Here is a 12,631-nt window from a genome sequence, read left to right as displayed (position 1 = left end):
TCCACCTCTCCCCAACGGGGAGAGGTCGCGCCGCAGGCGCGGGCGAGGGGGTCCCACGAGAGAGCGTAACCCCTCACCCGGATCGAATCTAGCGATGCGATCCGACCTCTCCCTATGGGAGAGGTGAACGATGCGGGCGCATCTTGATCATATCGCCGCATCGGCTACGGCTTGCTCGGACGCAGCTCGACGCCGACGCCCTTGTTGACGAAGCGCAGCGTGTAGGACTTGCGATAGTCGATGTCGGAGCGCACCACGCCGGCCTTGACCATCTTGTCGAAGAAAGAGGTGTAGCGCTCGTCGCTCATGGCGCCGATGCCGTTCTTCAGGGATTCGCCGGAATCGACGATACCGTACTCCTTCATCTTGGCGACGGAATAGGCGAGCAGCTCGTCGGTCATTTCCGGGTTGAGCTTCTTGATCATGGCGTTGCCGGCGGAATTGTCGCCATAGATGTAGTTGTACCAGCCGACGATCGAGGCATCGACGAAGCGCTGCACGAGGTCCGGCTTCTTCTCGACGATCTCGCGGCGGGTCTCGATCAGGGTCGAATAGGTGTTGAAGCCGGAATCGGCGAGCAGCAGCACGTTGGGCTTGAAGCCCGCAGCCTTCTCCACCGCAAAGGGCTCCGACGTCACATAACCCTGCATCGCGCTCTTGGGATTGGCGATGAAGGGCTGCGGATTGAAATTGTAGGGCCGGACGTTCTTCTCGCTGAAGCCGTATTCGGACTTCAGCCACTGGAAATAGCTGGTCATGCCCTCCTTGGAGACGAACAGCGTCAGCGGCTTCAGATCCTCGATCTTGCCTACCTTGGCGTCCGGCTGCGTCAGCATCACCTGCGGATCCTTCTGGAAGATCGCGGCGATCGTCACGACGGGCACGTTGTTGGTGACGGCGTCGAACGACATCAGCGTGTTGGCGGCCATGAAGAAATCGATCTTGCCCGCGATCAGGAGCATCCGGTTGTTCTCGTTGGGCCCGCCCGGCACGATGGTGACGTCGAGCCCATAGCGCTTGTAGGTGCCGTCGGCGACCGCCTGGAAGAAGCCGCCATGCTCGGCCTCGGCGACCCAGTTGGTGCCGAAGGAGACCTTATCCAGGGTCTCGGCCCGCGCCGGCAGGATCGACATGCATGCGGCCATCAAGCCTGCCGTTAACGCTCGCTGCAGATGGATGGGGCGCATGATTGGACTCCGTCGATCGTTCTGGACCATGATAAAACACAAGAATTTCGGGGACGCAGCCGGTCGGGCCACGTCCCCTTCAGGCCCGCAAACTACGTTACAAATTCACGCAAAGAAACCACGATGAGACCTTCCCGCGACTGGACCGACATCCGCTGGAGCGAGATTGAGCCCGCGGAACCGGCGCGCTGGATCGCGGTCTTGCCGCTGGCGGCGACCGAGCAGCATGGGCCGCATCTGCCGCTCGAGACGGATGTGCTGATCGCCGAGGCATATCTTGCGCGAGTGCGCGCGCTTGCGCCCGAAAACCTTCCTGTCACGTTTCTCGGGGTCGAGCGGATCGGAATCTCCACCGAGCACATCGACTATCCGGGCACGCAGACGCTGCCGACCGAAGTGGCGCTGAAGAGGTGGACGGGAATCGGCGAGGATGTCGCGCGCGCGGGCCTGCGAAAACTCGTCATCGTCACCAGCCATGGCGGCAACAGCGCGGCGATGATGCTGGTGGCGCAGGATCTGCGCGCGCATCAGAAATTGTTCGTGGTGACGACGTCTTGGTCGCGGCTTTCCGGCGCGGAGCAATTGTTTCCCGCCGAAGAAGTGCGCCACGGCATCCATGGCGGCGCGGTCGAGACCTCAATCATGCTGGCGCGCTATCCGTCCGAGGTGCGCAAGGACGCGATCGCGGATTTTGCTTCCAGCAGCATCGCGATGGAGCAGCAATATCGCTGGCTGTCGACACAGCGGCCCGCACCGTTCGCCTGGCAGGCGCAGGACCTGCACCTGAGCGGCGCCGTCGGCAACGCGACACTGGCCTCTGCGGAGAAAGGCGAACAGCTCGTCGACCGGGGCGCGCGGGCCTTCTGCGAGTTGCTCGCCGAGATCGATAACTTCGACGTGAAGAGGCTCGCGTCAGGCCCCCTCACCTACTCCACATCCCTTTGAAATTGCTTAGTTACCTAGCGACTTCCGAGGTCGACTTGGCGCGTTTCGAACCCGAACGCGCAAGCCTCCGTCCAACTGGGCACGCGGGCCACAACGGACCGCCTCACCCCGGATGGAGTTTGAAATGTCGATCAAGACCAAGATTGCCGCTGCTGCCCTCGCTGCACTGACCATCACTGCGAGCGTCGCCACCACCACCTCGTCGGCCGAGGCCAAGCCGCTCGGCTGGGGCTGGGGCGTCGGCGCCGGCATCGCCACCGCCGCCATCGTCGGCACTGCAATCGCCGCCAGCAACGACCCCTATTACTACGGCTATCACCGCTGCGGCTGGGTCGCCCAGTATGACGCCTTCGGCCACTACGTCGGCCGCGTCCGCACTTGCTACTGATCTCACCTATCTGAGGCCCGATCCCTGAGTGGGTCCTGCGTCCGACACGGGCGCCTCATCCACCCCGTGTCGTGCCCCCGACCCCGTCCGGTTGTCCCCCCGGGCGGGGTCATCCTTTTTTGGCGGCGGAGTTTTTGTTGCAGTCCCGTCACACAAGGATGCGAACCATCGTCTGCGACATTCCGCACTTGTTGCTATTGAGAATTATTCGCAATAAGGTTCGCAACAGGTACAGGGACTTGGGAAGAAATCGCGACGCACCGCGATCATCTCGTCCGATCGAGTGGACGAGAAGGACCTGATGACAGGATCGCCACGAATCGGCAGGGATATCGGGGCGTGGGGCAAATTAGGGGCGTGTGCTTTGACGTTGAGAGGTCACCGACACCGGTTGTTGCGCACGGCCGCCGCGATCGCCTGCGGCGTGCTGGCGCTCCCCGCTGCCGGCCAGGCGGCCGATCTGCCGCTCAAGGCGCCTGCGCTCAAGGCCGTCTATGACTGGACCGGGTTCTATATCGGCGCGCATGCCGGCTACGGCCGCGGCTCGTCCGCCTTCGCCCTGAACGACGGCACCGCGATCGGCGGCAATGGTGTCTTCAGCGGCATGGTCGGTGGCGTGCAGGCCGGCTACAACTATCGGCTCAACTCCGGTCTTCTGCTCGGCGTCGAAGGCGATTTTTCGTTTCCCAACTACATCACCTCCAACTCGATTGTCTCCTCGCTCGCAACACCCGTCAACGCAGTGACGCAGCAATGGGACTACACGGCAAGCCTGCGCGGCCGGGTCGGCTATGCGAGCGGTCCGTGGCTCGTCTATGCCACCGGCGGCTTTGCCTGGATGGGCGAACGCTATTTCGACACGCCGGCCGCGGGTGATACCCAGAAGGTCCTGAACACGAGGCCGGGCTGGATCGCGGGTGCCGGCGTCGAATATGGCTTCGCGCCACATTGGAGCGCGCGGCTCGAATATCTCTACAGTCGCTTTGACGGCGCCAATATCGGCTTCTCATCCGGAGCCCAGTACACATCCTCATCGCTCGACTTCCAGTCGATCAGGCTTGGCCTCAACCGCAAGGTCGATTGGCCGGGCATGCCGGGCTACGATCCCAAGACATCGCTCACGGATACCGAATCCGATCGCTGGGAGATTCACGGCCAGAGCACGTATCTTCCGCAAGGCTATCCGTCATTCCCCGCGCTCTACAGCGGGCCGAACTCTCTGTCTCCCTCGGCACAGGCCAAGGCGACCTGGAGCAACAGCCTGTTCCTGAACGCGCGACTGTGGGACGGCGGCGAGGTCTATTACAACCCGGAGCTGCTCCAGGGATTTGGACTGAACGACACGGTCGGCGCCGCGGGCTTCCCGAATGGCGAGGCGCAGAAGTCGAACTTTCCCTACCCGCACTACAACACCTCGCGCCTGTTTCTGCGCCAGACGTTTGGCTTCGGCGGCGAGCAGGAGGAGCTTGCGAGCGGCCAGTTGCAGCTCGGACAGAAGGTCGACGTCTCCCGCCTCACGCTGCAGGCCGGCAAATTCGCAGTGGTCGACGTGTTCGACGGCAATGCCTACGCCAAGGACACGCGCAAGGATTTCATGAACTGGTCGATCTGGGCACCGGGTGCCTTCGACTATGCCGCCGACAAGGTCGGCCTCACCTACGGCGTCACCGCCGAGCTCAATCAAAAGCAATGGGCGCTGCGCGGCGGCTATTTCCTGATGGTCGCGGAATCGAACGCGAACCATTTCGATACCAATATCCCCGAGCGTGGCCAGTACGTCATCGAGCTCGAGACGCGCTACTCGCTGTTCGGCCAGCCCGGCAAGCTCAGGACCATGGGCTGGGTCGACAGCGCCAATATGGGCAGCTTCCGCGAGACGCTGGACAATCCTGCGCTCAACCTCGACATCACGCAGACCCGGCGCGGTCGCCTCAAGGTCGGCTATGTCGTCAACCTCGAGCAGGCGATCACGGATGATGTCGGGCTGTTCGGCCGCTGGAGCTGGAACGACGGCAAGACCGAGACCCTCGCCTTCACCGACATCAATCGCAGCCTGTCGGGCGGGCTCTCGATCAAGGGCACGAAATGGGGCCGGCCCGACGACGTGATCGGCATCGGCGGCGCCATCAATGGCCTGTCGCAGGACTATCGCGACTTCCTCGCCGCTGGCGGTCTCGGCGTGCTCGTCGGCGACGGCGCGCTCAACTATCGCAACGAGCGCATCCTCGAAACCTACTACGCCTACGCGCTGAACAAGAACCTGACCTTCACCGCCGACTACCAGCTCATCGTCAACCCCGCCTACAATGCCGATCGCGGGCCGGTGTCGGTGTTTTCAGGACGGCTGCACGGCGAGTTCTGAGATGGTCGTGAGGCCGCCGCCCTTCACCGGGAGGTGGCGTACGCCGCCGCTGCTTCTCGCAGAGCCAAACTAGCAGGTCTTATACTGCAAGTGCTGGAGGCAGGTACACGTGGTCGTCGAGCTGGTGTACTTGACGTCATAGTAGGCAGGACCAGTCGAGTTCGAGGGACTGTTCGTTGAACAGCGCGGAAACTTCCAAAATGTGTCCTGAAGATTTACGGTCCCGCTGATCGTAAACCCGAGATTGGGTGTATAGGCGTACGAGACCTCGCTCACAATGAACGAAACCTGGTCGTTTTGGTTGTTCGGATTGTTTGCGTTGCCGACCGTTCCGTTGAGCGACGTGGGCACTGTCAAGCCCGTCAAATTGGTCCTTCCCTGTGTGAAGGTTGTTCCGTTGTACGACTGACTCCATCGAAGGGTCAGGTTGCCATTGGCATCGCTGGAGACTTCGGACACGGTGACGGACAGGATCGCGCTGCCGCTGCTGCCATTGACGGAATACGGTGCAATGATGGAGGTCGCTCCGGTGAGTATGTTCTGCATCGAGGTCGTGCTGAGCGACGTGTTCTGCGTAACCATGTCGGCCACGGAGTGAGCCGTCGCGCTGACCTTGACGTTGATCGCCATTCCGTTCGCGAGTTCGACGCCGCCGACCAACAGCACCAGCATGAACGGCACCACGATCGCGAACTCTGTCGCTGCCACGGCATCGGCGTTGGTGGAGAACTTCCTTAAGCGAAATGACAGGCTGGTCATAGGCTGATACCTCTAGGGAGTGGCAGGCTCGTTCTGAAAAGCGGCGGTTGCCATGATCAGCCGGGAGCCGTTGGTCTGGTTTGCCATGTTGAAAGCGATCGGCCCGAAGAAAATCGGCCAGAGATACATCACGCGGACAACAACGATATCGCCCGCAGTTCCCGGATTGAATTGCCAGGTGTTGGCGACAGTCCCATCGCTGTTGTAGGTCAGCGTCGGCATGCCGACATTGGCCGAGGACCAGTTGTTGGCGACCTGGACGTCGACCATCAGGCCGCCAGTGCTACTACAGGTGAAAAGGACTTTGGCGTTGTTGCAGACGGTATTTTTAAATGCGGCCGCGGCTGCGGCCGATGTCATGCTCGCATCCTGCGTCTGCACCTGCCCTGTCAGAATTTGGCGGGCCGATTGCCGGACGGCATTTTCGAGGATCGACTGCGCAAAGAAAAGCAGGAACGTCTGGATGAGGGCAGCGAGGATGGCGAGAAACGGCGTGGCAATCAGCGCGAACTCGACCGCCGTGGCGCCTTCGTTGTCCCTGACAAAGGCGCCGAAACGATTGCGGCGCCTTTTCCCTGGTGTGGTTTCCAACTGGACCATGGCGCTTTCTTACTGCGTGAGGCTGGCGGTACTTGAGGCGACCTTGATGAACAGGTCCGTCAGCGCCTGCTTGATATCGCCGCCGGTTTTGACGTGGGAGTAGAAGCCAGGCGAGGCGCACGCTTGGAGGTTTAGTGCGATCGTGCCGGTTGAGGGATCAGGCTGGTCGTACTTGTCTATCCAGCTCATGTACCAGGAATCTGTTGTCTGGATACCGGTGGAGGCACTGGCGATGAGTTGCAGGTACTCCGTGTAGAGGATAGCGATCTTAATGCCCTTGTTCTTGATGGTCGTGCATATCGTCGTGTCGAGCGGCTGCTGGCATCGATTGTTGGAGGCGAGGCTCGCGTTGGGGCAAGCTGAAGCGCCCGAGACGATCTTGTCCTCGACGCCGTCGGTGACAAGGAAGACCACCTCCTGCGGCGTATCTCCTGACGCGTTGCTGCCGAGGCCGGGCGTAGGCATGATTTTGTTGAGGTTGGTGAGCGCGCCGGCGATATCCGTGCCATTGTCGGTCTTGCAGTTCGTTGTCGTAACGACGCAGTTCTGGTAGGCGACCGGCATCAGCGCAATGTTGGAAACCTGGGCTCCAGCCAATGTCGGGGTGGTCAGCGTCGCCAGTGCGTTCAAACCCAAGTCGAACGTATAGAGCGCCGCGTTATACGTGGTGTTGTTCAGGGCCGACATGCACTGCATGACGCCCCCCGAAACACCAGACTGCGGGCAGTTCGACCATGTATTGAGCAACTGATTGACGGCACTTGTCACGAGATCGATCCGCAGGGTGATATTCCTGAATCGTGCGATCGCGAGGTTATCCTGGGTCCCGCCGTCGTGAGCGATATTGGTTTGATGACAGGCAAAGCCGCAATTCTGCGAGGCTTTTGCTGACTGGTACTTGGAAGCGGTGTAGGTGATGAGATTGCTGATGTCGGCCGTGGTCGCGCCGATCCCCATGGATGGCGAGTCGTCCATCAGCAGATAGAAATTCATGTTGGGCGCGCTCGCCGCCTGCGCTGTCGCCGAGCCGTTGATCGGCCACGACGCAGTGTTCATGAGCACCGCGGGAAAATTGTTGATGGATGCGGTGCTATACGAAACACTGACGGTGCGCTTAAGTCCTACGTCAGTGACGGTAATCGTCGGCGTCGGTGTCGTGGTCAACCCCGGCGCAAGACTGTTCGCCGTCGACATAAAGATGGCCGAGGCGGTGGCACTAGCCACCGTACTAGTTTGCATCAGCATGGCCGGCCTGACGGCTGCGATTGCGGCTGCGTCGGCAGCGGCGTCCAACTGCGCCTTCTTGCGTAGCGCCTGCGTGAAATCGAGCGTCATGCCGAGCAGAAAGACGATGGGAACCATCGCGAGCGCGGTGATCACGGCGATATTGGCCTTCCGATCTCTCGCGAAACGAAGAACTGAGCGGCGGAGCATGATCTTCATCCTATTGCCGTCGCTGCGGCGAAAGCACTTTCCTGAAATGTTGTCGATCGGAGGAGACGGTCAGATCTCCTCCGCCGATCGCGCGCTCGACACGGGCGAATATGGATACGCCCCTGTTAATCAAGGTTTACGCGCAACACATAGACATGGTCTGAAACCGCACCGGATGTGCCACATTGAGAAGGCATCATTAACGCCGGCTAAACGAGTTCCCAGAAACTTGGCCCCGAAAATCCACGCCGGCGCAGGAAAGCGCGCTCGCCTGAGCAACCTGGACGCACCTCGGGCGCGTCGTTGAGATCGATCTCGGCGACCTCCGCGATGCGGGCGCGCCGCCCGGCACCGCGATTTCGCAACAATCGCAAACGTGCCGTTACGCCGCCCGGATCGCATCGAGGAATTTGCCGACCTCGACCTTGAGGCGGCCGCTCTCGCCCGAGAGCGACTTCGCTGCCGCGAGCACGTTGGCGGAGGCCGATCCGGTCTGGCTTGCGCCGTGCTGCACGTCGACGATGTTGACGGAGACTTGCTGGGTGCCGCGCGCCGCCTGCTGCACGTTGCGGGATATTTCGCGCGTTGCGGCGCCCTGCTCCTCGATCGCCGAGGCGATGGCGGAGGCGATCTCGGACATGCGGGTGATGGTGTCGCCGATCGCCTTGATGGCGCCGACGGAATCCTGCGTCGCGGACTGGATGCCGGCGATCTGCTGGCTGATCTCGCCGGTCGCTTTTGCGGTCTGCTCGGCCAGCGCCTTGACCTCGGATGCGACGACCGCGAAGCCGCGCCCGGCCTCGCCGGCGCGCGCCGCTTCGATCGTGGCATTGAGCGCCAGAAGATTGGTCTGGCCTGCGATCTGGCTGATCAGCTCGACGACGTCGCCGATGCGGCCGGCAGCCTTGGCGAGCTCGCCGACATGACCGTTGGTCTGCTCGGCCTGCCGTACCGCCTCGCTGGCGATGCGGGCGGAATCCTGGACCTGACGGCTGATCTCGTCGACCGAGGAGGCCATCTCCTCGGCCGCAGCAGCGACGGTCTGCACGTTGGTGGAAGCCTGCTCGGATGCGGCCGCGACGGTCGCCGTCACCTGCTCCGACTGCTCGGCTGTCCGCGTCAGCGTTCCGGCCGATGCTTCCAGCTCGGTTGAAGCCGACGAGACGGTGTTGACGACGTCACCGATCAGGGCTTCGAACTCGCGGGCGATCTGATCCACGCGCTGGCCGCGCTTGAGCTTCGCCTCCGATTCGACGCCGGCCGCCTCGTCGGCGGCGGCCTTGGCCATCAGCGAATCCTTGAAGTGCTGGAGCGAGCCGGCCACCTGGCCGATCTCGTCCTGGCGCCCGCTCGCGGGAATCTCGACCGCGTGCTTGCCGGCGGCGAGAGCGCCGATCACTTCCGCAAGCTCCGCAAGTGGCCTCACCACGCGGCTGCGCAGCATCACGGTCACGCCGGCGAGCATGCCGAGCAGCACCAGCACCGCGATGCCGGCGAGCGCCAGCATCGCCAGCGCACCGTCACGGACCGCCGAGGCGCGGTCGGCCGCCTCCGCCAGCGCGGCATCTCGCACGCCGAAAAACATCTGGATGGCCGGCACGATGGCATCCGCCAGCTCATCGGTGCTGAGGCCGTACTTGCCGTCGCTCCGCGCCGCGGGCATCGCCTTCTCGACCGCGAGAGCCGCGCGCCCGAAATAGGATTCGGTTGCGTCCCTGAACGCCTTGGCGATGCGGGGCGGATTTCCGAGTTGATCGATGCCGGCCTCAATGCGCTCGCGGTCCGCCTCCACGCGTCCCTGCACGCGGTCCATCAGGGAGAATTCGGCCACCGTCAGCGGGCGGTGGGCGCTGATCGCGGGCGACAGCGTGGCGGCACGGCTACCGGCCGAGACGCGCAAATCCTGCGCCGTGCGGGCCACGTTCAGCAGCGCCGCGAGCGAGGAGTCGGCGCTCACCACCTTCGCCTCGAGCCGGTTCATGATCGGTTCGATGGCGTTGATCACATCGGCGACGCCGGGCAGGAAGCCCTTGATGGCGGCGCCGTCGCGCGCGCTGAGGGGGACACTCATGGCGCGGTCCGCCGCCGCGCGGATTTCTTTCAAGCGGCTCGCGGCCCGGTCGAGAGTCTCGACCAGCGCGGCGCCATCATCCAGAGCAATGATCGCCCGCCTTGCATTCTCGAACGCCGTATCCGCAGCCTTCGCGGCTTTCGCGGTGGCCTCGAGTTGGGCCGGAGTCGCAGGAGCTTCCTGGAAGATCGGCGTGATGTAGGGGGCGCGATAGCCGACGACGTACTGGCTGACCACGAGGATGGCGCCAAAGGCATCGACGGCCTTGATGGCCTGGGAACGGTCGGCATAGACGCGTGTCTGGGGCACCAGCACCTCGGCGCCGAGGATGACCGCGAAGACTGTCACCGACAGCATCGACAGTGCGAAGAGCCTTCCGATCCGCATCCCGATCCCCACAAGCATTACCGTTAATGGCGGGAAAACTAGCCGGGAGACACTAAGGCGCCGTTAAGTAAACACCCCCGCAACAACCGTAGTTCCGCGGAGTGTGCCAGGTCGTAGCTGTTCAATGCCGCTGCAACGCGAGGATGCGATAGAATTCCCGGGCATTCGCCCGCCGAATGCCTATATGACGAGGTAGTGGCCGCATGCCTAACCTGGAACATCGATGCTTTCGCTTGAACTCGCCATCGTCGTTTGCCTCATCGTCGTCAACGGCCTTCTGTCGATGTCCGAGCTGGCGGTCGTCTCGTCGCGCCCGGCCCGCCTGTCGATGCTTGCCGCCAAGGGCGTGCGCGGTGCCGAGCGCGCGCTGGCGCTGGCGTCCGATCCCGGAAAGTTTCTCTCGACGGTGCAGATCGGGATCACGCTGGTTGGCGTGCTGTCAGGCGCGTTCTCGGGCGCGACGCTCGGACAGCGGCTGTCGCAATGGCTGGTCGAACTCGGCCTGTCGGCGGGGATTGCCGACATCGTCGGCGTCGGCATCGTCGTGACCCTCATCACCTACGCGACGCTGATCGTGGGCGAGCTGGTACCCAAGCAGGTGGCGTTGCGCGATCCCGAAAGCATTGCGGTCAAGGTCGCGCCGGTGATGGACTGGCTCGCGAAGATCTCGCTTCCGCTGGTGATCCTGCTCGATCTCTCCGGCAAGCTGATCCTGACGCTGCTCGGCCGCGGCGGCAAGGCGGAGGAAAAGGTTTCTGAGGACGAGATCCATCACCTCGTCAGCGAGGCCGAAAGCGCCGGCGTGCTCGAGCCCGGCGAGAGGGAGATGATCGCGGGTGTGATGCGGCTCGGCGACCGCCCGGTCGGCGCCGTCATGACGCCGCGCACGGAGGTCGACGAGATCGATCTCACCGATGCGCCGGAGACGATCCGCGAGATCATGTCGAAAAGCCCGCATTCGCGCTTTCCCGTCTCCGACGGCGACCGTGACAAGCCGATCGGCGTGCTCCAGGCCAAGGACCTGCTCGTCGCCTATTTGAACGAGCGCACGCCCGATCTGCGCGCGCTGGTGCGCGACGCGCCCGTGATTCCCGCCTCCGCCGATGCGCGCGACGTGCTGGCGATCCTGAAGGCAGCGCCGGTGCATGTTGGCCTCGTCTACGACGAATACGGCGCCTTCGAAGGCGTGGTCACCGCGGCCGATATTCTGGAATCCATCGTCGGCGCGTTCCATTCCGAGGAAGGCCCGCCGGAGCCGGCCTACGTCACGCGCGCGGACGGTTCGCTGCTGATCTCGGGCTGGATGCCGGTCGACGAATTCGGTGAGCTGCTCGGCTTCGAGCTGCCGCCGCATCATCGCTACAACACCGTGGCCGGCCTCGTGCTGCAACATTTCAACGTGCTGCCGAATGTGGGCGACGCCTTCGACCTCGGCGGCTGGCATCTCGAAGTCGTCGATCTCGACGGCCGGCGGATCGACAAGATCCTTGCGAGCCGGAAAAGCGAGCAGGCGACTTGAGCTGCGCGCGCTAATTTCCAGTCGTCATCCCGGGCCGCGCGAGCCCGAAACCCATAACTACAGATTCACTTCTCGCGCTTCTGAGAATGGCCGTTGCGTCTCTCGTTGCCGTCGTCGCTGTTGCTCGCGTCGAGCGCTCGATCCCGCTCACTGTTGCTATCGCCGCCACGGCCCACGGTATCCGATGATGCACCCTCCTCCTTGCGCGGCTCGCGGCCGTAACGCGGGGTGCCGTCCGGGCTCGCGCCGACGACGGCGTGCGACGGGCTTGCGGGATATCCTCCGCCTTGCGCCATCGCCAGGGACGATAGCGCAAGCCAGAGTAACGCGGCCACGCTCGCCGTTCTCATGATCGCCTCCGCTCGATCGAGGGCAATGCAGATCGTGCGTGGGAGTTGCAACGCGCCGACCCGCGAAGCGGGCCCTCACGGAACCGGCTGGAACGAATCCGCCCGTGCCATCCGCCAGGCATCGCGGAAGCGGGGGTCCTCGGTGCCTTCGAGCAGCTCCCCCGGCCGCAGCGCCGGATAGAGCTGCGCGAACGACTTCACCTCGGTGGTCGAGGTGCGCTGGGTGAAGTGGATCGGGCGCAACTCCTGCGGATGCTCGAGGCCCGCTGCGGCGATCAGCTCGGACAGCGAGTGCAGCGTCGCATGGTGATAGTTATGGACGCGGTCGATCTTGAGCGGCACGTAGAGCGCACGCGCACGCGTCGGGTCCTGCGTGGCAACGCCGGTCGGGCAGCGGTCGGTGTGGCAGCTCAGGGACTGGATGCAGCCGAGCGAGAACATGAAGCCACGCGCCGAATTGCACCAGTCGGCGCCGATCGCCATGGCTCGCGCCATGTCGAAGGCAGTCGCAACCTTGCCCGACGCGCCGATCTTGATGCGGTTGCGCGCGTTGATGCCGACCAGCGCATTGTGCACGAAGTTGACGCCCTCGCGCATCGGCATGCCCAGATGATCCATGAACTCGAGCG

The 12,631-nt window shown here is 63.3% G+C and carries 11 protein-coding genes; 4 read left to right on the top strand and 7 right to left on the bottom strand.

What is annotated here, in order from left to right; genetic code table 11:
• Window positions 1-164 precede the first annotated feature (164 nt).
• On the bottom strand, window positions 165-1,187 hold the full coding sequence (locus SO180_RS34690; protein ID WP_449383317.1) for an ABC transporter substrate-binding protein: 1,023 nt from the start codon (window positions 1,185-1,187) through the stop codon (window positions 165-167).
• A 123-nt stretch (window positions 1,188-1,310) separates the two neighbouring features.
• Between SO180_RS34690 and SO180_RS34685 the strand changes: the two genes are divergently transcribed.
• From SO180_RS34685 to SO180_RS34675, 3 genes are all read left to right on the top strand, one after another.
• Complete coding sequence (locus SO180_RS34685; RefSeq protein WP_449383316.1) at window positions 1,311-2,132, top strand: creatininase family protein; 822 nt, start codon at window positions 1,311-1,313, stop codon at window positions 2,130-2,132.
• Between the two features lie 124 nt (window positions 2,133-2,256).
• Window positions 2,257-2,520 carry a hypothetical protein gene (locus SO180_RS34680; RefSeq protein ID WP_449383315.1) on the top strand — a complete coding sequence of 88 codons (264 nt, stop codon included), beginning with the start codon at window positions 2,257-2,259 and terminating at the stop codon, window positions 2,518-2,520.
• A 394-nt stretch (window positions 2,521-2,914) separates the two neighbouring features.
• Window positions 2,915-4,882: a carbohydrate porin gene (locus SO180_RS34675; RefSeq protein WP_449383314.1), complete on the top strand. Its 1,968-nt coding sequence runs from the start codon at window positions 2,915-2,917 to the stop codon at window positions 4,880-4,882.
• 69 nt (window positions 4,883-4,951) lie between these two features.
• Here SO180_RS34675 and SO180_RS34670 read toward each other — a convergent pair whose 3' ends face one another.
• From SO180_RS34670 to SO180_RS34655, 4 genes are all read right to left on the bottom strand, one after another.
• A complete protein-coding gene (locus tag SO180_RS34670) occupies window positions 4,952-5,641 on the bottom strand; it encodes a TadE/TadG family type IV pilus assembly protein (RefSeq protein WP_449383313.1) in 690 nt (229 codons plus the stop codon).
• 12 nt (window positions 5,642-5,653) lie between these two features.
• Window positions 5,654-6,241 carry a TadE/TadG family type IV pilus assembly protein gene (locus SO180_RS34665; protein WP_449383312.1) on the bottom strand — a complete coding sequence of 196 codons (588 nt, stop codon included), beginning with the start codon at window positions 6,239-6,241 and terminating at the stop codon, window positions 5,654-5,656.
• A gap of 9 nt (window positions 6,242-6,250) precedes the next feature.
• Window positions 6,251-7,675 (bottom strand): TadE/TadG family type IV pilus assembly protein, encoded by a 1,425-nt coding sequence (locus tag SO180_RS34660; RefSeq protein ID WP_449383342.1) that lies wholly within the window; start codon window positions 7,673-7,675, stop codon window positions 6,251-6,253.
• 382 nt (window positions 7,676-8,057) lie between these two features.
• Window positions 8,058-10,133, bottom strand: a complete 2,076-nt coding sequence (locus tag SO180_RS34655; RefSeq protein WP_449383311.1) for a methyl-accepting chemotaxis protein — start codon at window positions 10,131-10,133, stop codon at window positions 8,058-8,060.
• A gap of 223 nt (window positions 10,134-10,356) precedes the next feature.
• Between SO180_RS34655 and SO180_RS34650 the strand changes: the two genes are divergently transcribed.
• Entirely contained in the window at window positions 10,357-11,652 is a 1,296-nt protein-coding gene (locus SO180_RS34650; protein ID WP_449383310.1) for a hemolysin family protein, read from the top strand.
• A 65-nt stretch (window positions 11,653-11,717) separates the two neighbouring features.
• Here the strand turns inward: SO180_RS34650 and SO180_RS34645 are convergent, their stop codons facing one another.
• The gene (locus tag SO180_RS34645; protein WP_449383309.1) at window positions 11,718-12,002 is read right to left on the bottom strand and encodes a hypothetical protein; all 285 of its coding nucleotides are present in this window, start codon (window positions 12,000-12,002) and stop codon (window positions 11,718-11,720) included.
• Between the two features lie 75 nt (window positions 12,003-12,077).
• Window positions 12,078-12,631 (bottom strand): glutamate synthase-related protein (locus SO180_RS34640; protein WP_449383308.1); only part of this gene is annotated, 554 nt, incomplete at its 5' end.

This window comes from Bradyrhizobium sp. UFLA05-112 (assembly GCF_053572325.1).
This window is presented reverse-complemented; position numbering and strand designations above follow the sequence as displayed.